The organism is Acidaminobacterium chupaoyuni (genome assembly GCF_047936785.1).
In the GTDB taxonomy this organism is placed as follows: Bacteria; Bacillota; Clostridia; order Oscillospirales; family Butyricicoccaceae; genus Acidaminobacterium; species Acidaminobacterium chupaoyuni.
The window spans coordinates 234867-259135 of the sequence record NZ_CP176394.1 but is presented as its reverse complement, the minus strand read 5'-3'; the positions used below and the strand labels follow the sequence as shown (position 1 = coordinate 259135).

At 48.4% G+C, this 24269-nt stretch carries 28 protein-coding genes; 16 read left to right on the top strand and 12 right to left on the bottom strand.

The features are described from left to right. Nucleotides 1-65: 65 nt before the first annotated feature. Together ACJA3I_RS01320 and ACJA3I_RS01315 are read right to left on the bottom strand one after the other, a co-directional pair. Nucleotides 66-311: a metallophosphoesterase gene (locus ACJA3I_RS01320; RefSeq protein WP_458862967.1), complete on the bottom strand. Its 246-nt coding sequence runs from the start codon at nucleotides 309-311 to the stop codon at nucleotides 66-68. Between the two features lie 184 nt (nucleotides 312-495). Further along, nucleotides 496-858 (bottom strand): helix-turn-helix domain-containing protein, encoded by a 363-nt coding sequence (locus tag ACJA3I_RS01315; RefSeq protein WP_458862966.1) that lies wholly within the window; start codon nucleotides 856-858, stop codon nucleotides 496-498. A gap of 143 nt (nucleotides 859-1001) precedes the next feature. Between ACJA3I_RS01315 and ACJA3I_RS01310 the strand changes: the two genes are divergently transcribed. The 9 genes from ACJA3I_RS01310 to ACJA3I_RS01270 all read left to right on the top strand — a co-directional run bounded on the left by ACJA3I_RS01310 (nucleotide 1002) and on the right by ACJA3I_RS01270 (nucleotide 9105). Continuing rightward, nucleotides 1002-1358 carry a helix-turn-helix domain-containing protein gene (locus tag ACJA3I_RS01310; protein WP_458862965.1) on the top strand — a complete coding sequence of 119 codons (357 nt, stop codon included), beginning with the start codon at nucleotides 1002-1004 and terminating at the stop codon, nucleotides 1356-1358. A gap of 153 nt (nucleotides 1359-1511) precedes the next feature. Beyond that, entirely contained in the window at nucleotides 1512-2114 is a 603-nt protein-coding gene (locus ACJA3I_RS01305) for a recombinase family protein (RefSeq protein ID WP_458862964.1), read from the top strand. Further along, nucleotides 2107-4026, top strand: a complete 1920-nt coding sequence (locus ACJA3I_RS01300; RefSeq protein ID WP_458862963.1) for a recombinase family protein — start codon at nucleotides 2107-2109, stop codon at nucleotides 4024-4026. Before ACJA3I_RS01305 ends, ACJA3I_RS01300 begins: the two co-directional genes overlap by 8 nt. Next, on the top strand, nucleotides 4010-4810 hold the full coding sequence (locus ACJA3I_RS01295) for a hypothetical protein (RefSeq protein ID WP_458862962.1): 801 nt from the start codon (nucleotides 4010-4012) through the stop codon (nucleotides 4808-4810). Before ACJA3I_RS01300 ends, ACJA3I_RS01295 begins: the two co-directional genes overlap by 17 nt. Next, complete coding sequence (locus ACJA3I_RS01290; RefSeq protein WP_458862961.1) at nucleotides 4807-5211, top strand: hypothetical protein; 405 nt, start codon at nucleotides 4807-4809, stop codon at nucleotides 5209-5211. Before ACJA3I_RS01295 ends, ACJA3I_RS01290 begins: the two co-directional genes overlap by 4 nt. Further along, nucleotides 5192-6157 carry a ParB N-terminal domain-containing protein gene (locus tag ACJA3I_RS01285; RefSeq protein ID WP_458862960.1) on the top strand — a complete coding sequence of 322 codons (966 nt, stop codon included), beginning with the start codon at nucleotides 5192-5194 and terminating at the stop codon, nucleotides 6155-6157. The genes ACJA3I_RS01290 and ACJA3I_RS01285 overlap by 20 nt, the downstream gene beginning before the upstream one ends. Further along, nucleotides 6157-7026 carry a DUF6551 family protein gene (locus ACJA3I_RS01280; protein ID WP_458862959.1) on the top strand — a complete coding sequence of 290 codons (870 nt, stop codon included), beginning with the start codon at nucleotides 6157-6159 and terminating at the stop codon, nucleotides 7024-7026. The genes ACJA3I_RS01285 and ACJA3I_RS01280 overlap by 1 nt, the downstream gene beginning before the upstream one ends. A gap of 283 nt (nucleotides 7027-7309) precedes the next feature. After that, a complete protein-coding gene (locus ACJA3I_RS01275) occupies nucleotides 7310-8491 on the top strand; it encodes an AAA family ATPase (RefSeq protein WP_458862958.1) in 1182 nt (393 codons plus the stop codon). Beyond that, complete coding sequence (locus tag ACJA3I_RS01270; protein ID WP_458862957.1) at nucleotides 8479-9105, top strand: RloB family protein; 627 nt, start codon at nucleotides 8479-8481, stop codon at nucleotides 9103-9105. The genes ACJA3I_RS01275 and ACJA3I_RS01270 overlap by 13 nt, the downstream gene beginning before the upstream one ends. A gap of 142 nt (nucleotides 9106-9247) precedes the next feature. On the opposite strand, the gene ACJA3I_RS01265 is transcribed toward ACJA3I_RS01270, so the two are convergent. The 10 genes from ACJA3I_RS01265 to ACJA3I_RS01220 all read right to left on the bottom strand — a co-directional run bounded on the left by ACJA3I_RS01265 (nucleotide 9248) and on the right by ACJA3I_RS01220 (nucleotide 18525). Beyond that, complete coding sequence (locus tag ACJA3I_RS01265; protein WP_458862956.1) at nucleotides 9248-10885, bottom strand: recombinase family protein; 1638 nt, start codon at nucleotides 10883-10885, stop codon at nucleotides 9248-9250. Further along, nucleotides 10842-11747 (bottom strand): recombinase family protein, encoded by a 906-nt coding sequence (locus ACJA3I_RS01260; protein ID WP_458862955.1) that lies wholly within the window; start codon nucleotides 11745-11747, stop codon nucleotides 10842-10844. Before ACJA3I_RS01260 ends, ACJA3I_RS01265 begins: the two co-directional genes overlap by 44 nt. A 15-nt stretch (nucleotides 11748-11762) precedes the next feature. Further along, the gene (locus ACJA3I_RS01255) at nucleotides 11763-13301 is read right to left on the bottom strand and encodes a recombinase family protein (protein WP_458862954.1); all 1539 of its coding nucleotides are present in this window, start codon (nucleotides 13299-13301) and stop codon (nucleotides 11763-11765) included. 161 nt (nucleotides 13302-13462) lie between these two features. Beyond that, nucleotides 13463-13621 carry a hypothetical protein gene (locus ACJA3I_RS01250; RefSeq protein ID WP_458862953.1) on the bottom strand — a complete coding sequence of 53 codons (159 nt, stop codon included), beginning with the start codon at nucleotides 13619-13621 and terminating at the stop codon, nucleotides 13463-13465. Between the two features lie 4 nt (nucleotides 13622-13625). Then, nucleotides 13626-14183 (bottom strand): recombinase family protein, encoded by a 558-nt coding sequence (locus tag ACJA3I_RS01245; RefSeq protein WP_458862952.1) that lies wholly within the window; start codon nucleotides 14181-14183, stop codon nucleotides 13626-13628. 520 nt (nucleotides 14184-14703) lie between these two features. Then, nucleotides 14704-15177, bottom strand: coding sequence for an RNA polymerase subunit sigma-70 (locus ACJA3I_RS01240; RefSeq protein ID WP_458862951.1), 474 nt, complete (start codon nucleotides 15175-15177; stop codon nucleotides 14704-14706). Between the two features lie 338 nt (nucleotides 15178-15515). Then, the gene (locus ACJA3I_RS01235; protein ID WP_458862950.1) at nucleotides 15516-16040 is read right to left on the bottom strand and encodes a hypothetical protein; all 525 of its coding nucleotides are present in this window, start codon (nucleotides 16038-16040) and stop codon (nucleotides 15516-15518) included. Nucleotides 16041-16157: 117 nt separating this feature from the next. Next, the gene (locus ACJA3I_RS01230; RefSeq protein WP_458862949.1) at nucleotides 16158-16901 is read right to left on the bottom strand and encodes an ImmA/IrrE family metallo-endopeptidase; all 744 of its coding nucleotides are present in this window, start codon (nucleotides 16899-16901) and stop codon (nucleotides 16158-16160) included. 5 nt (nucleotides 16902-16906) lie between these two features. Continuing rightward, entirely contained in the window at nucleotides 16907-17269 is a 363-nt protein-coding gene (locus ACJA3I_RS01225; RefSeq protein ID WP_458862948.1) for a helix-turn-helix domain-containing protein, read from the bottom strand. 17 nt (nucleotides 17270-17286) lie between these two features. Then, a complete protein-coding gene (locus tag ACJA3I_RS01220) occupies nucleotides 17287-18525 on the bottom strand; it encodes a DNA polymerase Y family protein (protein ID WP_458862947.1) in 1239 nt (412 codons plus the stop codon). Nucleotides 18526-18684: 159 nt separating this feature from the next. Here ACJA3I_RS01220 and ACJA3I_RS01215 point away from each other — a divergent pair, with 159 nt between their 5' ends. The 7 genes from ACJA3I_RS01215 (at nucleotide 18685) to ACJA3I_RS01185 (ending at nucleotide 24243) form a co-directional block, all read left to right on the top strand. Continuing rightward, nucleotides 18685-19101, top strand: coding sequence for a helix-turn-helix domain-containing protein (locus ACJA3I_RS01215; protein WP_458862946.1), 417 nt, complete (start codon nucleotides 18685-18687; stop codon nucleotides 19099-19101). A 96-nt stretch (nucleotides 19102-19197) separates the two neighbouring features. Continuing rightward, nucleotides 19198-19719 carry an ImmA/IrrE family metallo-endopeptidase gene (locus ACJA3I_RS01210; RefSeq protein ID WP_458862945.1) on the top strand — a complete coding sequence of 174 codons (522 nt, stop codon included), beginning with the start codon at nucleotides 19198-19200 and terminating at the stop codon, nucleotides 19717-19719. 65 nt (nucleotides 19720-19784) lie between these two features. Continuing rightward, a complete protein-coding gene (locus ACJA3I_RS01205) occupies nucleotides 19785-20060 on the top strand; it encodes a hypothetical protein (protein ID WP_458862944.1) in 276 nt (91 codons plus the stop codon). A gap of 12 nt (nucleotides 20061-20072) precedes the next feature. Beyond that, complete coding sequence (locus tag ACJA3I_RS01200; protein WP_458862943.1) at nucleotides 20073-21065, top strand: hypothetical protein; 993 nt, start codon at nucleotides 20073-20075, stop codon at nucleotides 21063-21065. A gap of 172 nt (nucleotides 21066-21237) precedes the next feature. Further along, nucleotides 21238-22455, top strand: coding sequence for a hypothetical protein (locus tag ACJA3I_RS01195; RefSeq protein WP_458862942.1), 1218 nt, complete (start codon nucleotides 21238-21240; stop codon nucleotides 22453-22455). A 206-nt stretch (nucleotides 22456-22661) separates the two neighbouring features. Continuing rightward, nucleotides 22662-23255, top strand: coding sequence for a hypothetical protein (locus ACJA3I_RS01190; RefSeq protein ID WP_458862941.1), 594 nt, complete (start codon nucleotides 22662-22664; stop codon nucleotides 23253-23255). Between the two features lies 1 nt (nucleotide 23256). After that, nucleotides 23257-24243 (top strand): hypothetical protein, encoded by a 987-nt coding sequence (locus ACJA3I_RS01185; protein WP_458862940.1) that lies wholly within the window; start codon nucleotides 23257-23259, stop codon nucleotides 24241-24243. The last annotated feature ends 26 nt before the right edge of the window (nucleotides 24244-24269 follow it).

Genomic DNA, 24269 nt, shown 5'->3' with positions numbered 1-24269 from the left:
ACGCACCCATCTTTTGCAAAGAGAAGATTGGGAAACTCATCCTCATACCATACTGTCCCGCCATTTCATTCCTTTGTTGTGTAGCTTGGAATCTTGGCGGGTCGCATTTCGTGGTTGCCATGAATACAGAAGATAGTGGGCTTCAGCCGGTTCAGCTCCTTCTTCAGCTCCCGGTCACGATCATCACGGCTATAATTTGCACCAACATCTCCGAGAATTATAAGAGTATCCGAAGATGTCAGGTGAAAGCGTTTGCAGAACCTCACGACTTCAAAACTCGAGCCGTGTATGTCCCCGGTAAAATAAATCATCTGGTTCTCCACCTTTCTGCGCTTATTATATCAGGCTTCCCGTCCAAATAGTTGGACGCACAGAAAACATATACACTTTGCGCGAAATCATATTCACTTATATTTCTGCAAACAATAAACCCACAGTCATTGGTCTTGACTGTGGGTCGATTGCACTTATCAGCATATCTTGTAGAATTAGGTATTACCGGCTGTTCCGGGGCGGCTGGCGTCGATACACTCGAAGCGCTTCTTTCAGTGATTTCACAGTATGTAGAATAATCAATCGCTCGCTCTCGGTGGTGTCTGCCAGCAGCATGGTCAATTCCACGCTTGCACTTATGGAATCTCCGTGCAGTTGCTCTGCCAGAAGAATGTCGGTCGGCGCGCCCAGAGCATTTGCGATCTGCACGAAGGTGTCCAGACTCATGCTCCGATTTCCTGTTTCCATATAGCTCACATAGGACGGGGTCTTGTCAATCAGTTCAGATAGCCTTGCCTGGGACAATTGGTTTTCCTGTCGGATTTGCTTAACGCGCATGCCAAGGGCCTTGTAGTTGATACTCATAGTATGAACCTCCAAAAAAATTTGTCGGTTCTAATTATAGTGAATACGCTATATCATCGCCTCTGCATTATATCCGTTTCGCCCACGCTTGATATAATATAGCTTATAAAATAGCCTGCAGATTATATTGAGGAGGTGAGCCGATGGCTGCGCGAGATCCTGCGGAGAGTCAAATGATCGGCTTCCGGATTCGAGAGGCTCGGGTAAAATGCGGAATGAGCCAGTCCGATTTGGCGGTGAAGGCTAATATTTCTTTGCCCCATATTAGCGACATTGAGTTGGGAAAGACCAACATGATGTTGTCCTCCTTTATTCGGATTGCAGAGGCATTGCAGGTTTCAGCTGATTCTCTGCTCCGTCCAAATATCCCGGAAGTGATGGGCATCTATCAAAACGAGTTTGCGGAGGCACTTGAGGGCTGCACATCGGCGCAGATTGACTCCATTCTTAGAGTTGTTCGAGAGATGAAACTCACTATGCAGAAAAAAGAAGAATACTAAAGTATCATATATGGAAACGGGCTGGAGTGAATCCAGTCCGTTTTTTTCTGTTCAAATCTAAACTGATGGTCAAGTAGTTGACCGCCGGTTTATTTTCATTCCGGAAGGTGCTTTGTATAATCAATGACATATAAATACCCATCGGAGGTTAGTATGTCAGAAATGATTGAAAAGACGGAGGAGAGTGCCCTCGAGGTCATGCCGTCCTTTGATTTTTTGTTGGAGCAGGAAACAGAGCAGCAGACGCAGATAGCGGCGCATCGGGCGTGGCTCAAGAGCATTAAGCACGAGAGACCTCTGCCGAAGCATCACCACAAGGTTGCGGTGTATATTCGGTATTTCAATCAGACAAAGCATGAGAATTACCTTGCATATCACAAAAAGCAGTTTCTGGATACCATTGGCCTTTGCCCGAACTGGGAGTTTGTAGGCTTCTATATTGATGAGGGTGGGACAGCTCCCAATATGGAAAACGCCAAGGAGTGGACACGGTTACTGGAAGACTGCTTTGACGGCAAGGTCGACTTGATCATCACGCAGAAAGTCAGCAATGTATCAAAGAAACCATCCGAAATCTCATTCTGCGCCAGGATCCTCGCTGCACATGGAGTTGGCATCTATTTTATTTCTGAGGACATGTTCACACTTGCCACATACTATCAGGAGGATCTAAAAGACCCATTTTTCTACCCCTCTCCAGACTGGCAACTGCTTCCCGATGATGATCTCGATGTAAGGGGTATGCTCCATGAATAATCTTTCCAAGCGGCAACAGGCGATGATTGAAGAAAAGCAAAAGGTTCATAGACGGGTTAATACGCCTGTTGATCCCGCTAATTATGAATGCATCCCCGCAAAAAAGCAAGTTGACTACTACGACAATGATATTCCGCAGAGAGTAGCGGTGTATGCCCGTGTTTCCACGGACAATGTCCAGCAGACATCCTCCTATGAGCTTCAGAAGAAGTATTACGAGGAGTTTGTCATCCGTCATCCCAACTGGACGCTGGTAAAGATATATGCTGATGAAGGCATAAGCGGAACATCGATGGCACATCGAGACGAGTTCCTTGCGATGATTGCGGACAGCCGGGCCGGTAAAATCGACATGATCATAACAAAGAGCGTATCTCGATTCGCGCGTAATGTGGTGGACTTTCTGAGTATGGTTCAGTCGTTAGCGGAACTGCCCCATCCGGTCGGCATTTTCTTTGAAAGCGAGTGCATTTTCTCGTTGAAGGATGACTCGCAAATGGCGCTCTCCTTTCAGGCAACGATGGCCCAGGAGGAGTCGCATATCCGAAGTCGGAGCATGGAAACCTCTCTGCACATGCGGCTGGATGGCGGCTTGCCTCTGACCCCCAAGCTGCTTGGCTACTCCCACGACACGGATGGAAACCTCATTGTAAACCACGAAGAGGCGCCCACGGTAAAGCTGATTTTCTATATGTATCTTTACGGGTACTCAACAGCGGAGATTGCGGACACGCTGACGGAGCTTGGCCGCAAAACCTATCTTGGGAATGTCACATGGACTTCCGGCGCCGTGGTACAGGTTCTGCGGAATGAAAGGCATTGTGGGGATGTATTGACACGGAAGACCTTCACCCCCAACTTTCTCACCCATCTGTCAAAGAAGAATCGCGGCGACAGGATGCAGAGCATCTACCATAATCATCATGAAGCCATTGTATCGAGGGATGACTTCATAGCGGTTCAGCACATGTTGAACAACGCAAAGTATGGGAACAAGTCTATTCTGCCGGAGATTCGCGTCATAGACAGCGGATTGCTTAAAGGATTTGTCCAGATCAATCCGCGTTGGTCTGGTTTCAAGGCTGCTGATTATTATCGTGCAGCCGCCAGCGTCCAACCAGCGGAAGACGGTGTCGTGGACACCGAAGGGTTCGTCGAAGAAAAGCCTCAAATCCATATTACCGTTGAAGCCGGCGATTTTGACATGCGGGGTTTTGAAATCACTCGGTCCGAGTTTTTCGATTCGACCAAACGACCGTACATCATCTTTCAGGATAAGGTGATCAAGTTCAGTACCGCATGCGTCAGAAAGTTCGAAAAGAACAATAAAGTGGAGCTGCTCGTCAATCCTTGTGATATGCGCTTTGCAGTAAGGACTGCCGCAAAAGACAGCCGTCATTCCGTCGTATGCTCCAGAGTGGACAATGGGATTTACTATCCGAGGCAGATCGCATCTTCCGCGTTTATTGGGACGCTGTTTGAGCTGTTTGACTGGAATGCGGATTTCAAATACCGCATTTCCGGGTCCCTGTTTGAGAAGGACGGGGAGTCGGTTTATATCTTCAATTTGAACGAGGCCGAAGCCTTTATCAAACCATATATGCTGGACAGTGAGGCAGGAACTGGCGAAGATGGATTGCCTGTAAAACCGCTCTCCATGTCGGGGAAACGGGTTCGAGCGATACCACAGGAATGGATGAATTCGTTTGGTAACCAGTATTATCTGCATCAGCACAACTTTCCCTCTGTCGAGTCACAGAGTGAAGACGATTGGAAAATTCGTATGGAGGGACAACTATTTGAGACAGGGGAGAAAATCCATGTCACCAGCTTTGACGAGCTCAAAGGGTTTATTACCCAAGAGCTGACAAAGAGCAAGATGGAGGGAAAACCAAATGAACGAGCCGAATAACAGCCAACCGCAAAGCGTCATTGCTGGGATGCTTCAGCGGCTGCATGAAGACGCCCCGGAGAGCGATGGCAATTTCACTTTAACAGAAGATAAGGAGCCACAAGCGCCAGCTGCTTTGTCCGACGGAGATGTGATCGAGCTTGGCAAAGAGTTTGATTACGACGGCTTTCAGGTAGTGCGCCGTGAGTTTTTCGCCCACACAAATGAGCCGTCAATTACTTTCAATAATTTCAAAGTCTATGTCAACGCGGCTTGCCTCTCCCGATTTCAAGCGGTGGACTATGTGCAGGTGCTGGTGAATAGTGACAGTAAGATACTTGCGATTCGGCCTTGCATGGAAGAAGAACGAGATGCTTTCGCTTGGTGTGCCCCTGGTTCGGGACGCAGAAAACCGAGACAAATCACCTGCCGCCTCTTTTTTGCCAAGGTGTTCTCTCTTATGGATTGGAATACAGATTATCGCTATAAGCTGCTCGGCAAGGTGATCCATGCAAACGATGAATACCTGATTGCCTTTGACCTGTCGGCAACGGAAGTTTATCAGCGCGTGTATAAAGATGGGCAAAAGCCGAAGACCTCAAGAACTCCCGTTTTTCCGGAAGGTTGGCAGAACCAGTTCGGCCTTCCATTCAAAGAGCATCGCAACTCCATGCAGATCAATATCTTCGATGGATATGCCGTGTATGGGATAAAGGAAAACGCAGCTTCTGCCGCCGAAACAACCGAGGAGAATTCACAACTCGAAATGGACCATGACGCGCTACAGGGAGGGTCTGTAGGATGAACAATGAAAAACGAATCGTTGCCCTGACTCTTGATGTGAAAAGAACCAGAATCCGAATATACAGAGCCACGCTCCGAGCGCTCGGCTACCCCACGTATATCCAGTTTTTAATTAACCCCGAAGATCTCTATATTGCCATTCTTGGTTCTGAGATTCCGATAGCTGGCGGAACGGCAAACCGCATCAAACTGCCTAATTCGAGCCTCGACGGAAAGCCTTCGGTTGAGTTCTACAGCACTTCGCTGATAAACGGGCTGGTTCGAGTGTTTGGAGAATTAGACAGCACATACAACTATCATCTGACGGGCGAGATAGACGAAGTGAACCGAGTAGCATACTTTTCTATGCGATCATTACAGCGAGTTGAGCGGAGGAAACTCAATGGGAAACAAGGGATTTGAGCAGTTAAAAATCGACAACGAGTTTCAGACACTCATTCGTCCATTGAGCCGCGAGGAGCGTGGACAGCTTGAAGCCAATCTTGTCAATGATGGCTGTCGGGACCCTATAATGGCTTGGAATAAAACCATTGTTGACGGGCATAACCGATATGAGATTTGCAACCGTCTACATATCCCCTATGCCGTAGAGGATGTCGAGTTTGACGGCCGTGAAGAGGCCATCGTTTGGATCTGCAACAATCAGCTTGGCCGGAGAAACATCACCGAAGAAACTCGGAAGTATCTGATCGGCCGGCAATATGAGGCGGAAAAGATCATCGGCTATCACAGGAATCGTGACGGCCATAACCAGTGGTCAGCTTTAACTGGTATGGAAGCAGAAGATGAGCCAACAGAGCAGGAACGAAGGGAAAGCGGCCGGCGTACAGCCAATCGCTTGGGCAAGAAGTATCATGTATCGTCCGGCGCAGTCCAAAAGTATGCCAAGTACAGTGCGGCTCTGGATGTGATTGGGGATAAGGCGCCGGAGCTGGTTCCGCAGATCCTATCTGGCAACTATAAGATTTCCCACGAGAACCTCGTCACCCTTTCCACAATGGATGCGAAAGATGTTAAGGCTTTGAGCAAGAGAATCGGTCGCGGAGGCGGCTCTTTTGTTCGCTATAGTGAGTCGAGGAAGGACTTTACGGATGAACCAGCTGGGAAGCCTGGGCCGAAGCCCCCAGTGCTGCCAGCGATTAAATCCATGCCCGCTTTCGATCCTGACGCCGAGGTCGCCGGGCTTACTCTAACCATTCCGTCATGGACAAGCTCCATTGAACGCACCAAAAACGCAGCCGACCTGACCACTGTTTCAACTTTAGCGAAAGTGCGACTTGAAGAGGCGTTAGAGTTGCTGGACAGCAAAGTGCAGGAGATGCTCAGAGCGATAAAGGAGGATTCCTAATGCCTGATTTCAGCATGTTTGTACCGAATGTACATTTTGAGCAGATCCCGATAAAGAACTTGGTGTCCAATCAGGAGTACCAGCGAACGCTCTCGACTGCCCATGTGGAAAGAGCCGCAGAGCATTTTGACCTCCATCAGATCAATCCTGTAAAGGTGAGCCGCCGAAACGGAGTCAATTATGTGTTCAACGGTCAGCACACGATTGAGATCGTCGCATTGGTTTCCGGGTCGCGTGACACGCCGGTTTGGTGCATGATCTACGATGATCTGGAGTATGAAAATGAGGCCGACATTTTCGCAAATCAAATGAAGTATGTCAAACCTCTTAAGCCATACGAAGTATTCATGGCGAATGTCGAGGCTGAAAACAGCAAACAATTGATTATCAAGGACTTGGTTGAGTCTTACTCGCTCACGATTGGTCAGGTAAAGAATTATGGCGTCATCTGCGCTGTTTCTGCCTTGGAGCGCATCTACGACAAGTTTGGCTATCATGTGCTGGATAGGACGCTACGGCTGTGTGTTGGCACATGGGAGGGAGACATGAACTCCCTCTCAGCCAATTTTCTTTATGCCGTCGCGCGGATCGTGAATGCCTACGGAGACGCTCTCAAGGATGACCTTTTTAAAGAGCGAATCGGCGCAATGTCTGTGAAACTGCTTACCCGCACGGCAAAAGAGAGACGCCCCGGCTCCATGGGTTTTGCCGAGGCAATGCTCGTTGCGTACAATAGGAAGTGCAAGTATCCGCTTCGCTGGAATAGTCTATATGAAAAGAACAACGGGACAACAGACGGTCTGGATGCCGACCTCCCGGACGAGGAAAGGGATGAGTCAGACACGGCAGAGGATTATGGAGGTGATTGAAGCTGTGCTACAGCGGAATCAACCTCCGCTGAACGGAACGCTAATGCGGGAAAACGCTGTAATGATACGCCCAGAAAACGAGCTGTGGCTGGTGTAGGTTCATAGATTCGACAACACTCCTTCCCAAAAGCGGCAAAGCACGCATCTGATTTAATTTTATAATTTGATTTTGCATATTTTCTGCAAAATAGATTGATAAAACTTGACTGACGGGATTTTGAGAGCTATAATATGATTGCAACACGGGAATACTGAATGTAGTTGGCAAGAGGAGGACTCTGTTATGATCATACAGTTTAGCGTTGAGAATCACCGTTCAATCAAGGACAGTGCAGTTATCAGCTTTGCCGCATCCAAAGATAAGTCGTTGGAAACATGCCTGCTGCAAGGTGACGCGAAGAGAAAGCTGCTGCCTGTCGTAGCTTTGTATGGAGCTAACGCAGCCGGTAAGAGCAATATGCTCCATGCGCTGCTCACAATGCGGGATATGGTTGTAGGCAGTGCCTCTAAGGTTTCTAAAGGAGAAATGCTGCCGTGGGATCCTTTTGGGAACTCCGAGCAGCCGACCTCGTTTGAGGTTTCCTATATCTATCGTCAAATCCGTTATGTTTACGGGTTCTCTTACAGTCAGAAGCATATCCACAGCGAGTATCTTTATCACTGGCCAAACGGAAGAGAAGCACTCATCTTTTCAAGGGAAAATGGGAACTATGAGTTCCGGGAAAATGTTGCCGAGCAGAACACGCTGGCAAACAGGACGCCGGATAACAAGCTCTATCTCGCATCTTCGAATGACTGGAACTGCCCTCAGACCGAACTGGCATACAAGTGGTTTCTTGAGCAGCTGACCGACATGATGCAGCCAGCACTCCCTGCGGAAACCATCGCGGAAATCGCAAAAAGCAACGACCAAAAGGCTCGCATTCTTAAGGAACTCCTTGTGGCTGACCTGGGGATCTCGGATGTGTCCATTCGGAACGCAACCGCCAAGAACCAGCCCCCCATCATCATGACAACCCATCGCATTATCTGCGAGGATGACGCAACTGACTTCTTCCAGCTTCGTCTTGAAGAAGAGTCGGCCGGTACGCAGCGCTTTTTCTCCCGCATTGGCGGTTGGCTTCATGCGCTGGATACCGGGGCGCTTTTAGTGGTGGATGAAATCGAGGTAAGTATGCATCCGCTATTGACTCGCCGCCTGATTGAGATGATCCAGGATAGCTCAATCAATGTAAACGGTACGCAGCTGCTTTTTACCACACACGATGCATTGCTCCTGGATCTCTCTTTCTTCCGTCGGGATCAAATCTGGTTTGCGGAAAAGAGCGACAAAACCTGCGCCACCGAAGTATTCTCCCTTGTCAGTTTTTCGCCTCGTAAGGGTGAGAATATCCGTAACGGCTATCTTCAGGGTCGCTTTGGAGCGATCCCCTTCATCGGAGGTGGTCAGCTATGGCAGGAATGAGGAAAGAGTATAATCCCAATCGCGTGGCGCGTCGGAGCCGGCGCCCGGTTGTCTATATTGTGTGCGAGGGAAAAGAAACCGAAATCAATTATTTCAAACATTTTCGGACACGGAACTGCCTGGTCAATATTGTGCCGATCCCATCCAAGCACAAGGCGGCAGAGCATTTGGTGCGCCACGCCAAAGACTTGGTGAAGCAGTCCTTCTCGCCAAAGGATGGTGATACGATCTGGTGCGTGTTCGACCGGGACAGCAATACCAATGAGATGCTATCCAATGCGGAAAAGTATGCGGCGGCAGCGAAGTATGGCATTGCCTTTTCAAATCCATGCTTTGAATATTGGTTCCTGCTCAACTACATAGACCATGTCGGTTATATTGGCGATGCTGCCGAGGCATTGCGATTGCTCCGAGAGCCTGGGCGTCTTGAGAACTACGAGAAAGCGCATGATGTGTTTGCTGCACTATTCGGCAGCCAGGATGCCGCAATCCAACGCGCCTCCAAGCGTATCGAGAAGCTTGGGAAAGAAGGGACCGCGGTATTGAGCAGAGACAGCAATCCCTGCACAACCGTGTTCCAGCTGGTGGAGTACTTGATGCACCAGAATCCGTGATATTAAAGAAGCACCGGCAAGGCGGCAAGTGACGAATCATCTCACCGCTGTTTGCCGGTGCTATTTGATTTTGCCGTCAGATAAAATCAAATATAATGGACGAAGCAGCGTCATTTGTCCATTATATTTGACATTACTCAGCTCAGGCGTCGAGGCTTTCTTCGACGACATACCCACCGCCGAAGATGATTTCGAGCTTTCCCTCGGGAAGTACCTTGATGCACTCGATCATTTGGCGCACGATTGAGTCATCGTATTCAAACCGTTTCTGTTCTCTCTGCGCAATGATTTTCTGAATCTGTTCGAGGCGCTCATTGGTCGAGCCAGAGGTATTTGCGCTGTCTTCTACAGTTGCAATCCTGCTTTTCAAGAGTGCGATGGTATCCGATATTTCTTTGAACTCCGCTTCACGACTTTCCATATCATCTCCGCTCTGAACGCTGTCATTGATCAGCTCTATCATTTTCTTGTTGAGTGCATCGATTTTTCTTTGAAGAAGGTCTATTTCATCAGAACACCTGTTTAAGCCGAGTGCCTCACTGATGGTAGCCTTCATCAGCGCCATGTAGGTTGAGCGATCTTCTTCGTTGAATTGGTTGAGCGCTCTCATGATTGCACTGTGGAGCTTGATTTCATCGACTGTAGGTGAAGTCTTGCAATACTTCTTTCCATAATCCAGCCGGTTAATGCAGCGCCACACGATTTTCTTCTGACCACTGGCTGTCCATGTTACACGCTTATAGCGGCTTCCGCATTCGGCGCAGACGAGAACATCAGTCAAGGCGAAGCGTGAGTATTTACCAGTTGCGGTGATGGATGATTTCGATGACTGCGGAGTTCTTGTTTTTCTCCGCATCAGTTCCTCCTGTGTCTTATGGAAGACCTCCCTGCTGATGATGGCGGGATGGCTGTTCTGCACATAATACATCGGAGCCTCGCCCGTATTTTTGCGTCGTGTCTTTGAGATGCAGTCAATCGTGACCGTTTTTTGGAGAACCGAATCGCCGCAGTATTTTTCATTTGTCAGGATGCCAGAGATCATGGATTCGCTGAAGGAAAGGCTTTTTCCGGGTATCTCGATTTTCTCTGCCTTCATTGCGGCGGAAATTCTTCGGGGCGTTTCTCCAGCAAGGTACATATTATAGACTCGCTTGACTAACGCCGCTTCCTCGGGGACAATCTCAGGCATTCCATCTTCGCCCTTTTTATAGCCGAGGAGCTTTTTATACATGAACACCGAATTGCCATCCTCAAACTTTTTCCGGAATGTCCATGTAATGTTTTTGCTCATACTCTCCGATTCAGACTGGGCAAACCCTGCATAGATGACGAGGTAGAGTTCGCTGTCAATTTTGAGGGTGTCGATGTTCTGTTCCTCGAAAAATACACCGATTCCTTTCGCTTTCAGGATTCGCACATGGTCGAGGCAATCGACGGTATTACGGGCAAATCTTGATACGGATTTTGTGATGATGTAGTCGATTTTCCCAGATAGGCAGTCATTGATCATCTTTTTAAACTGAGGGCGCTTGTCTGCCCGAGTGCCTGAGATGCCCTCGTCAGCATATAGGCCAGCGAACTCCCAGTCCTTTCTGGCGGCGATCATCTCCGAGTAGACTTTCTTTTGCGTAGTATAGGAAGTAAGCTGTTCTTCGCTGTCTGTTGAAACACGGCAGTAAGCTGCAACCCTCTGCTGGTGGTATTTTTCCTTATCGACAATCAGCGAGCGTTTCGGCTCAATGACTGTTACTGTTTTTTTCGGGATTTTGGTCACTTGCATTTTCTTCATCTCCTATCTCGGTGTCTGTTTTGGTGTGTAGCGTGAGTCTGCCACCATCATCGAGCGTGATGTAGCTGATAAGGTCAGTAAAGTATGTTATCTGTAGTTCCTCTTGCGGTATCATCATCTCGGCTCTTTTTCTGGCGATGGATGCCGCGATATTGAGTTTTGCTTCGCTTTCTCGGTACATCTGACTTGCCATGCTGACAGTCTTTTCGATGATTAGAGCCTCATTGGGGCAATCCTGCTCCAACTCACGGCATATTTCATTGTTGACTTTTTGAACTGCCGGCGACATATCCTGACGCTTATGGGGACGGGGTATCAGAAGCTTTGTATTGCAGATAAGGCGATTCATCAGAACATTGATTTTCTCCAGAAGCTGTGTGTCGCTGATTCTAATCAAGAATCCGCACATATCATTTGTACACATCCAGCTTTCACGGACACGATGCTTATTGCTGACCCGCCTTCGCATGGGAGCGCCGCATTTGGCGCAGCGGACATATCCACGCAGGAGGTTGATTGCCTCACAGTTCTTTTCACAGGTGTTGCGCTGTCGGGCAGTTTTTAGATTGACCGCTGTTTCATAAATGGTTTCGTCGACGATTGGGTCATATTCTCCATCCCCAATGTATTTGGCATTGTCGATAATCCTTGCAATTCTCGCTTTATCCCATATATCTGTCTTTTCACTATAAGGAATCTTGCGCCCAGTCAGTTCTTCGGCAATCGCCTTAAGCGAGGAGCCTTGAATATATGCCTCGAAGATTTCTCGAATTACATCGGCTTCTTTTCGCTCAATGACGGTATTACCATTTCGGACTGTGTAGCCATATGGGATATAGCGGATCTTTTTCATGGGCGTTCTCCTATTTCAAATCAGCTCTGTAAACTTCAGACCACCGATAATCGTCATTTCCATTTCATCGGCTCGGCTGATTGTGATTTCCTTGATTATTTCCATGAACAGCTTCTCATCAAAGCTCTCCAACGGATCCTCCAGCTCATCCAGCGTCGCTTTCAAGTGTCGGACATCCTCAAGCATTCGGATGATTTGGGTGTCAAGCTCTGTTTGGCGCTCCTTTTTCAGAGACGCAAGCTGATTGCTTATTTCTCTGGACTGTGCCTGATGCACCTCGGGAGCAAGGTATCCTTTTGCGCGAAGCTGCTCCAGCATGAGAAGTTTGGCATTCAGTTCAGCGATATTCTGGCTCATTTCTCGAGCGACAAGATTGTTCTTTTTGTACATGATGGTTGCGGACTCGAGCCGGGAGATCACCTGTCCAAGAATGTCTTCTCCGAAGCGGAGCTTATTCACCATGGCGATGAAGCCATCATAGATTCTTTCCTCGCTATAGTAGTTGGAGCGACAGGCATTTTTATCGCTGATATGTTGGCAGCATCCCCATTTAACATTTCCCGACACAATCCGTCTGCGAAAAAACGAGCCGCACTCAGAACACTGAATGCGGCTCGTAAGAGGATATATATTTTGAGTTGTGGATTTCGAGAAAGCATCCTGCCGCTTCTTGAGCAGGAATTGAACCTTTTCAAAGGTTTCCTTGTCAATGAGGGGAGCGTGTGTTCCCTGTGCGTAGAATTGGTCTTCCTGACCCCTGTTTGTGAATTGTTTGAACGGAACGGTCGTATCTCGGTAAGTCTTTTGGTATCGGCTATCACCGATGTATTTCTCGTTGCCCAAGATATAAGCAACTTTTGCAGAGCGCCAAACACCTTTCCCTGTTTTCGTAGGGATGTTTCTTGTGTTCAGCTCTCGGGCAAGCTCGGAGGTCGAGAATCCATTCAGGTATAGACGGAATATCGTGCGGACAATTTCTGCTTCTGGCTCATACATGGACAGTTCCTTGTTTATGAGGCGGAAACCATACGGAGCGTTGCTGTCTACATACTCACCGTCTTCCATCCGTTTCACAATTGATAACCGTTGATTCTGGGAGATTGCCTTGGATTCTTCCTGTGCAATGGCAGAGAAGGTATTCAGAAGCATCTCATCGCCGAGAGCCAGCGTGAAGATACCCTCTTTTTCAAATTGAACCCCTATCCCGAGGAGCTTTAGCTTCCGAACATAGGCAAGGGATTCCTTTGCGTTTCGTGCGAAACGGGATACCGACTTGGTGACAATAAGGTCGATTTGGTGGAGTTCACACATCTGAATCATCCGCTGGAACTCTGTACGGTTTTCCGCTTTCATACCAGACAGACCTTCATCGGCGAAAATCTCGACCAGCTCCCATTCTTTGCGTTTCTGAATCAGGCTGGTATAAACCTTGATCTGGTTGGCGTAGGAGTTCTGCTGATCTGCCGAGTTGGATGATACTCTGCAATATGCGGCGACTCGCTTTTTATCAATAGCTCGCCGTGTGACAGGCGATATCAGCTTCACTTCGGGCATCAGCTTTTCCTCCCTTCAAAAGTGTATATGTTTTTGCAGTAGGTGTATATGTTTTGGTCTGTATCACATTTTGATACAGACCACCGACTTCCGGGCAACACACATTATACCGACACCTTTGCCGAATAGCTATACAATTCTGAGAGAAAATGAGAAAAGAATTAGTCGGCCAGAACGATGTCGGCCCCAGTCAATTTCTGATAATATTGTTTGGCTCTATGGTACTCTTTTGCCGTGATTGAGCCGCCTGCAAGCATTTCCTTAAGGACGCACACGATACAGAGGTAATTGGCATTTTTCGTATTTTTCTGTGACAGCATCTGCTTACCACCTTTCTGCGTCTCGAATCATGGCTGTTTCCCATGCCTCGGGATGATAATCATCCCCGTAGTCATCATCGTCATAATCACCCGGCTCACAGTCGCCCATATAGCATTCACGGAGTTCCCGAGCATAGCGGCGGTCTTCCAGATCGTCCAGATACTTGTCCAAATCATAGGCAGCGGACATTTTCTTGACATCGTATCTGCCGCGGCCAGGTGACCAGATCTGAATCCCCTGGTTATCCAGACAGGTCATGATATCCAAGCTCATAAGCAGAGTAGTGTTGAGCTGATCCAAACTCCTGATGAGCAAAACATCGAATGCATCTTCTTTGGCGGCCTGCAGCATTTGTGCCATCCCGCGGCCTCCATTCCTGCTATTAAAGTCGATGGAAAAGCCCATCAGTGAGAACTCCTGTTCTCCGGCGTAGGCGCGAAGATCTTTTTCCAGCGAATCAAAGCGGGGTTCGTGGTTGTGTGGAATCCGAATGTAAATCCAAGCGCGTTTACCAGCATCCTGCGACGCTGCTGTGGTTGAGCATTGTGTATTCTGGTTCATTTATATGTTCCTCCATTGTTTTTCAGTTTAATGACACAAAAACGGGGACAGCCTCTTTTTTGGGGGAAGCTATCCCCGTGGCTTCTATCATTAAGCCTTTGAAATTGCGTGGCTCTATTCGACACTACTTCCCGAGCCAGGGCGACGAACAAGAACAGCGGCTGGCGCCGCTTCACAGGAATCTAACCTCCCCGAGGATCTCTCCGGGCTGCCCCCATTGCGTGTGGCTGTGGCTGGACAGGTGTACCATTGTTGACTGACAAGATCATTGCAAAGCAGCTTGCCATAGCTGCTGTCCGGACGGATGGGTACCGCTCGCACCTCTTTGGCCGTCTTTTCCAGCGGGCTATTCCCGCCGTAGGTGGTCTTGGCGCATCCTCCGTTGTCGCTTATCCCTCTCGGGCTTGTCAGCTGATGTATTCAGGTCGTCGGATATGACCGCGTTGAGCGGTGTTTTTCAAAGTTCAGAGAGAAGGATTATTTACCCCCTCACTGTGTAGCCGACGAGAAAGGCCATTTGTCACCCTTCCAGAAAAACTTTTTTTATTCTGGCGAGTTTTTTGTTCACAGTATTTCTCACGCAGCCATCCAAACGCGCAATATCTGCCTGGCTGAATTCATCAATGACAATGCGTGTGATAAGCTCCAAATCATCGATTGAGAGCGCAAAGAGCTTTCTGCTCAAGTTTTCGTCCTCAACTGTTTCTATCCAACTGTATCTTCCTGAGAAATCTTCCTCTCCAAAAGTGACCTTTAGTGAATCAAACTTTTTGAAGAGCCCGGACATGCTGTCCTCGTCGCTATCACCGATGCACTCTGATGGAAGCGGTTGTGTATGCTCTCGATATCTGCGGTCGCTGAGAAAAGTATCGCAGTCGTACTCGTACATGCTTTGAATGACCTCTTTGCTCATACCGGCTTTGCGGTACTTCTTGCGGAGGATCGCCCATCTTTGTTCAAACTTTCTTCTTTCTGCGGCATTATTAAAGCCCATCGTTCATTCTCCTTATCGTTTTTGGTTTTCAGGCGAGGGAAAGAAAACCAAAACGACGGAGGGGAACGACAGCCGGGGCCGGCTTGTTTATTGGCACTGCCCATGCAAACTCTCCAAAAATGGGCAGCAAAAAAAGCCGGGCGCGAAAAATATCACGCCCGGCCTCTCGGCTCCCGTATTGGCTGGAGAGAAAACGAAAGCCGCAAGGCCCGTGTTAACAGGTCTTGCGGCGAGTGATTAGTATTCCCCAGCATGGACAGTTTAACATCTTGACAGTCGCTTGGGAGTAGGTAAAGGGTAGGTACTTAGTCGGGTTATAGTGGGTATTTTGTCGGTATTCAGTCGGTAAACAGTCGGTGAAGTTCGGGCAGGGTATAGCCGAACAGACAGATTCCAAAAAGATGGAGTGCCTCCTTTTTTCGGGTATAGAAGACGCTGCGCTCAATATTGAGCACTTCGGAGATTTCCGGCTCCGTCAGCGGAAAACGACTTATGTACTGCTTGTCCAGAATCTCGTAATAGATTCTCCCGTATACGGGGTAATCCTTCAAGCGGACGAGAGCCCGGTCAATCAAGTCAATATACATACGGGTTTCGCAAACGCAGCATACTCGCTCGGTGAATTTCTCAGCCTCGATGTCGGGGGCAAATTCCGCGAGATAACGGATGCCAGCATCAATGTCATGGCCACCTGTTTCGTAGGCGTGATCCCTGATTTCCTCAAGATGCTCACTGATTGCCCATGTGACATCCCGGTAGGATCTCAGGAGAAGCTTCGATTTGTGAAATACGGCATCGCTGTCCATTCCAAGGGACGCGATCTTTGCCTTGTGTTTTCGTAAAGCTGCAGTTTCTTTAGCCATCTATAAACCTCCTTTGCGCCATAAGCAGCAATCCGTTAGCTTTGTTAGCGCACCAGCTAACACAACAGGGAAATGGTGGCGGGGCCTTTACCCCCGCCTGTATGAATACCCTCAATCTCACATGAGCACATCTGCACAACGCAGATAGCCAGCTTGCTTGAGACGAATACGAACGGCCGTCCTGGACACATCAAAAATTTCGGTGAGTTCTGTGATCACATCCGTTGTCGATTTTGATCCGCAGCCATCCACAATATAGGAACCGGCCCGGTGTCGCCTCATGACAGCCTGCGCCTCCGGGTAGAATACACTCGCCGGCATGAGCATGGCCGAGGCGAATTTATCTGCCTGCCATTCCATCCAATCGTTTTCTGTCCAATACTCACGATGCCTATCCCTGTTCGGCGTCGATTCACGACAGACGATATATGGGCGAGTTGTCCGAAGACTGTAATTTGGATTATCAGAATAATGCATCTGCCGATGGATGATCCAGTGTGAGAGCTCATGGGATATGGTGAAACGGCGGCGATGATGCTGTTCTTCACCCAAAAGGCTTGCGTCAATGATAATCGTGCCGGTCATGAGCTTTTCCTCCGCAATCTGCTTCTCCAAGGTCATAACCTCAATGCGCAGATCCGCAAAGCTGATAATTCCAAGGATGCTGCCGTGAGCGGAGAGATAACGGTCTAAAATTGTCAGGCTGTAGGCTTCATCGGCCATCGCCTCTATATTTAAGGGCTGGGCCTTTTCCAGCATGTATGGTGCGTATTCCCTTAAGACCAATTCAGCGACACTGTCAAAATCATTGCTGCTGAAAAGGTACATGCCGTTCGCCTTTTGCCCTAAAGGTTTCTTCATGACAATTATCCTCCGTTATCTATAGAATCAATTATCTTTATCCACATGGTATCAGAGATGTTGCAATCACGCGCCTTACGCAACGCCACTCTTGCCAGATCGGACTGCTGGATGTAGGCCGTGAGGTCCGGGTAGATACCCTGACGCCGGCCACCGACTAAATCGTAGAGGGTAGTTTCGTCCTCTGGAGAAAGAAAAAGGCAGCGTATGAAAGCCGGGAGCAGCTTCTCGGATGGAGTGCGGTTTCCTTTCTCAATATCATGCAGATACGGCGCCGCGATATCGAGTTCAGCCGCAAGCCCGCGAAGCGTCTTGCCCAGCTGTTCCCGCCTGTCCCTTATGAAATTGCCAAGTGTCATGGTCTCCATTTTTATCTTCCTCTCTGTCATTGGTACATCATTCCGGGCATGATGACTTTGTCGCGGCCATCAGAAGGCATTTTTAGATTCCCCATCAGGCAGGCGGAAAAAATGGCCCGTTTACCAAAGCGTCCCCGGATTTCCTCTATGGCAGTGTCCAGCTTCTCTCTCCGTTCACGCTTGCTCACATCTTCAAAAATGCTGATCTGATATGGTGTATCTGCGGGAACCAGATTGATTGCACGGACAGTAATCGCTCTGACTTTATTATGCCAGCGGTAGTTCATCTCAAATAGCTGCCGCGCTTTTTTTGCAATTTCCATTGGGCTCTGCGTTTGTGCCTCAAGCGGCGCCTGGTATTGCTTAAAGAACAGATCATTATCTCGGATGGTGATCTGAACGCCCTTGGCTGTCAGCGAGTGAAGCCGCAGCCGATGGCCAATATCCTGGGATAATTCCAGCATAACCTTCCATACTTCTTCATTATTCTCGAGGTCAGCATTGCAGGTTATTCCGTGACCGACGCTCTTTACCGGGGACTCGTAATCCCCCGGCATTACACGGGAGGTATCAAGCCCATTGGCGTATGTCCAAAGGGCGATTCCATTGACGCCCAAAAGCCTTTTTAGAAAGTCTTGGGACTGGTTTGCAATGTCACCAATCGTATGGATGCCATAGCTGTCGAACTTTTTTGTTGTCGCTCTGCCGACATAGAGCAGATCCGACGCGGGAAGCGGCCATATCTTTTCTCTGAAATTATCTGAGGAGATACCAGTGATAGCGTCGGGCTTTTTGAGGTCACTTCCGAGTTTGGCAAAGATCTTATTATATGACACGCCAATACTGACGGTGAGCCCCAGCTCGGCTTTTACGGTTTCACGGATTTCCTCTGCAATCTGCATGCCATCCCCGAACACCGTCTGACTTCCGCTGATATCGCACCAGCACTCGTCCATACCAAATCCTTCGACTTGGTCGGTATATCTCTCATAGATGGCGCGGGTCAATTTGGAGTATTTCAGATACTCGTCATACTGTGGTGGAACCATGATAATATCTGGACAGCACTGTCGAGCCTCCCAGTTAACCATGCCCGTCTTCACACCGCGCTTTTTGGCAAGCTCTGATTTGGCGAGAACAATGCCGTGTCGGGACTCCGTTGCCCCACACACGGCCACAGCCTTTCCGCGCAGCGCAGGATTGAGCATCATTTCAACCGAGGCATAAAAGCAGTTTAAGTCACTATGAAGGATTACTCTTTCCATGATTTATTCACGCAAGCCTCTTGACAAAAGATGCAACTTCAATTAAGATTTAGATGCAATCGGATTTCATCTGTGCTTTGATTATAAGCAATCCGATTTCTCTTGTCAATAGCGACTTGCAAAAATTATGCAATCAGATTTCTTATTAGGAGGCGCGGCATGAAATTCGGAGATAAAGTGCGTGAACTACGCACAGGAAAAAAGCTGACACAGGCGGAACTCGGAAAATTAGTTGGGGTTACGGTGCGGACAGTGGCCGGCTGGGAAAATGATGGGCGCTATCCGCAGAAAAGAGAATTATATGATAAACTGGCGGCTGTACTGGAAGTGCAAGCTGCCTATTTGGCGTCTGAGGAAGATGAGTTTATTACAGAGGCTGCCGAACGATTCGGTATCAAAGGCGAAAGGGACGCAAAGGTCGTATTGTCGCAGGCGGCCGCTGTTTTTGCCGGCGGTGAGCTCAGCGACGAAGACAGGCTTGCGTTTATGACGGAGATCCAGCAGCTCTACCTTGAGTCCAAGGATATAGCGGCAAAAAAATTCACCCCAAAGAAGTACAGGAAGGACAAAGAATAACTCCATCATCTGCAGGGTCAATAGTCCGTATTTTTGGACATACGATCTTGTAGAATTAACCTATGGAGGTTTATGTACTCGATTAGAGGTGTGGCAATGACTGGCGAATACATACATCGAGAGGTTCAAAAGGCGAAAGCAAAGTATAAGACCAATGGTCCCTACGAACTGCTGGATGCTCTCGGTGTCAATTTGCGGGAGTCCCGTGCGTATGGTCCCAGAGGACTAAAGGGCTACTGCTATTTTTCGAAGCGAACCATTTTTGTCGTTCTTAATGCGTTCCTGCCAGAAGCGGAGCAGCGGATCGTTGCCATGCATGAGGCTGCACATGTGATTCTGCATCAGGACATGATTAGGGTCGCTCCTATGAAGGACAATCTAATCTACGATATGACCTCGAGGACGGAATATCAGGCCAACCTGTTTGCCGCTGATTATCTCATCTCTGACGAGGAAGTTGAGGCTTTAACTGCACAGGAGGATATGGACTACTTCCGTATTTGCAAAGAGCTGTATGTGAGCCCCGACCTGATGTCGTTCAAATTGTTTTCCATGATCCAGCGCGGGTATCGGTATAATCTGCCGCAGGATCTGAACAGCAAATTCCTGAAAAATTGACGAGGATTACTTTGATTTGTGAATGAATAGGTGTTTTCTCAAGTGCGTGGAGGTGTACTACACCGATGGAGATGAAAATAAAGGTCTATGTTGCGGTACGGGCCAGTTTTGATGATGAGGGCACCCTTATACCAACCAGCATCACATGGGAAGATGGGCGTGAATTTGAAATTGACCGTGTTACTGATATTCGGCAAGCCGCTGCAATGAAGGCCGGAGGCCAAGGCGACCGATACACGATACAGATAAATGGCCATCAAAGCTATCTGTTCTTTGAGCGAAACGCCTCTCTGACCGGCAACAATATTGGCCGCTGGTTTGTGGAGCGGCGAACAGCGTAAGGAGGAGCGGCTATGCCTACAATTTCAAAGAAGCAGTATGAGGACTATGAGCGATTCTGCCATGATAGGAAAAACGGACGCTTGCTGACGCCGGATGGCCTGCGCCTCATCTGTTCCGCAAACGGATATGATGCAGAGGCCATCGGCAAGCATTTTCTGGAGCTTCTTCAAAACATCACACAGGACGTTGCTTCGCCCAGACCTGAACATACATCAGCCACAAAAGCACCGGGAACTGTTGACCACCGAAGTGATCCCGATTTTATTTACCGAATCAGCGAGTTCCTTTCCGCAAAGGGACTCCGTAATGAGAGCGCTATCGACAATTCCATCACTGCCCGCAAAAACGGAAAGCAATTCCCGCTTTCAGAACATATCCGGGGACTTATTTACTCGCTGCTCACGAATCAGGTTCCGTGGAAACGTATCGTTCCCCATTTGAGCGAGGTTGACCGTATATTCATGAGCTATGACGCCGAGGCCATATTAGCAAAACCCGGCTCATATTTTGAAGGCGAGTTAAGGAAAATCAGATGTGGAAACCGCAAAACAAAGGCGCAGATGACCGCCCTGCACGACAACATTTATGTGTTTGAGCGGATTGTCGAAGACTACGGCAGCATGGACAGTTTTGTCACATCAGCGCCTGCACATGATATCGTAGCTGCACTATCAAGCAGCAAATCAAAATACAAACTCATGCAGGTTGGTGAAGCTCTTGCATGGGAGTACATACGAAATGTGGGCGTTGACGGAGCCAAGCCGGATCTGCATCTTCGCCGCTTTTTTGGAAACAAGCGTATGGGCCTGTCAAAAAGGGAAATCGCCTCTGTTCCGGAAGTTTTGGATACCGTGAATGAGCTCTCTGAAATAACAGGATTGACAAAAGCAACCATTGACAATTTGATATGGAGCTATTGTGCCGATGGGTTTGGCGAAATCTGCACAGCAACCCCGCATTGCCAAGAATGCGTAATTCGCCAATATTGCCATTACCATGATTAACGGGTTGCGGAACCGAATCTGTTCTTTGACGGGAATGCCACATTGACCAGAAAGGTCATCGGTCGACCGCTTGTGGAGTGGCAGACACTATGATGAGTATCCGCGAAAAAAACAAAGGCCATAATGAAGCCCTGCTTGGGACTTCTCAATGCTATATGATGGAGGAACAATCATGGGAGAAATTATCAATCTGGCAGAATCGGAAAATGGCAAGCCCGCTGTTATGCCTGATACAGATTTGGTCGAAATCACGGAAAGCATCCTGCAAACATCTCGTACCGATATTGCCACAAGGGATACCCTCAGTATGCCAATTGCTCAGCTCGCCACCCTCGGGGCAGGCGTGTCTTCGCTGATTCCTGCATTACGTACTGTCACCCAAACCACTGCCGTGAACACGCAGGGGCTATATCAGCTTGCAAACGCTGGGGTCGGTGACGCTCTTAAGGTCGCCAAAAACGGAAACTTCTGGGGCGCTTTCAAGACCGCCGAGGGGACATCCAAGTTTGCACAGCTTCAGGCAGCAGGTCCGTTGTCTGCCACAAGCACGACAGTTATGCCGATTGACCCTGCGACCATGATGATGGCGGTTGCACTTTTTTCCATTGAGCAACAGCTCGGAAACATAGCAGAAATGGAAAAGCAAATACTTTCATTCCTGCAAGTGGAGAAAGAGGCTGAGATCGAGGCCGATGTGAAAACTGTGGCTAACATCATCGAAAAATATAAGTACAATTGGGATAACGAGCACTTCATTGCAAGCAATCACAAAATGGTGCTGGACTTACAGCGAACAGCGCGTAAAAATATGCTCTCCTATCAGAAAAAAGTAAGTGAGGCAATACAGTCAAGGTCGCTCGTAGTAGCACAGTCCCAAGTGAGCGCATCTTTAAAGAACCTGCAGAAGATGTTCAAGTATTACCGCCTGTCCCTGTACACATTCTCTCTGGCATCCTTGATTGAGATTATGCTCAGTGGAAACTTTAAAGAAGAGTACATTGCAGGCATTAAAACGGAACTTGAAACGCTGTCCAATGAATACCGGGACCTGTATCAGAACTGCTCTGTATATCTGGAGAAGAAAAGCGGTGTAGCTATTGAGCGTAATTTGCTTAAGGGCATCGGCAGTGCCAGCAAAGCGGTCGGGAAGTTCATCGGCAAAATCCCTGTCGTTAAAGAGGGGCCTGTGGATGAATTCCTGCAGGACAGCGGCGCCCATCTTAAGAACAGCGCAGAGGACATGGAATTGAATGTGCTGCACTCTTTTGCCGCTCTGAGCAACCCGGAAACGCGCCTGTTCATTGATAAGATGGATGATATGATACGGATTTATAACCACACGGCAGAGATTTGCTTCGACAAAAACCGAATCTATCTGGTGGCCGGCTAAAAGATAGCCACCCCAGCAAGGAGGATGTATAACATGGCACGCAGAAAAAGTCTATTGTCAATTCTGCTTTCACCGCCCCAAAAAAGCAGTAAGCGCAGAGCCGGAGTCATGTGCGGACCCGGTGGCTCAAAGACCGGGCATCGTGGCGGAAACAAAGGGCAGTTCCACCATGTGTCTGCGTGGAAGCGTTAGGGGGGGGTGCTGCCATGGACTATCCTTGGAACACCAAATCTGTGGAACAGATGGTTGAAGAGATGAATATGGCCTTGCGGGAATCCAGGACGATGTCTGAGCAGGAGAAAATCGAGTTCGATGCTGAATTCGGCTATACTCCCGATGAGACATCCGATACTGAAGATAGCGAAGGGTGCGATGATATGGATGAAATAATGGTTTCTAATATTGGTAATAAGGATATACCCAAGTTAAAAAATGACGATATTATGGCCGTGGCTCTTGCCGAAAGCGGCGCGATGGGCGAGGCTGGAGCGTTGAATATCATTTGCAAGAAACGCAGTAAGGTCAAGATCTATCACGCGAATTACTGCTTTGGGGATTTCGATTTGGACAAGTTTACCCAAGTGTTCACGCCATTGAAAACCTTTGATTGCGGCGTCTTTGGCAATGTTAGTGGCGTAGCCGAGGGATGGGATCACATCTACATGGGTATGGGAAACCATCTGCTCTTGCGCGATACGATTGCCGGTGCTTTTAAAGCGGAAGTTTGGGAGAAGTCTGAGGCAGAAATATACGGTTGCTATATGGAGGTGGCAGTCAAGGTTTTAGGAGGCGAGGCATAGAATGGCTATCCTCGAATCCTACGGAAAAGAAGTCAACAGCATCTTCCAGCTGCTGGGTGATAAAGAAAATGATATCACCCTTAGTATGTCATGGGCACTCTCTCGTTGTCCGGAATTCTTAAAAGCCGTAGTATCAACGATAACGGGGCGGACTGTAGATCCCGATGAAGTTGTGGTAAGGAATCAAGCCTACGACGCAAAAACGGGCATCACAGATATTGAAGTCACAGATGGCAAGTCGGTACATATCATTTTTGAAGCAAAACGAGGGTGGGACCTTCCGGGCGAAGACCAGCTCACTCGGTATTCGCTGCGGAGCGATTTCCAAAATGGCCCAGCGGCAAGCAAGCACATTGTTTCAATGTCGGAATGCACGAAGGAATATGCTGATTTGTATCTGCCTTTTCAGCCACCCCGTTATATTAACGGAATCCCCATTTCGCACTTACCCTATGCTGAGGTATATCATTTAGCTCTATCGGCTATTGCCTTATCCAATCATGAGCAAAAGCATTTGCTGACACATTTTACAGAGTATCTACAGGGGTTGATGAGTATGCAAAAGAAAGACTCGAACATGGTGTATGTCGTTGCCCTGGGGACAGATAAGCCAGCAGGGTGTGACATTACATGGATTGATATCGTACAAAAGCATAATTGCTATTTCTGTCCGGTTGGAGGCAAAGGTTGGCCCAAAGAACCTCCGAACTACATTGCGTTCAGATATTATGGACAGCTACAGTCTATCCATCATATAGAAAGCTATACCGTTACCCGGAATATGCACGATGAAATCACAGAGATGCCCGATGAGGTTTGGGCGGACGATTGCTACATTTATCATCTTGGGCCGGCAATAGTCCCAGGCAAGACCGTAAAAACCGGCAAAATCTTTCGTAATGGCCGGGTCTGGGCGATGCTGGACACACTCATGACTTGCGATACTATCAGCGACGCGCGAGACCTAACAAAAATACGCATGAACTGAATTTTCAAAAAATAGGACTGCCATAT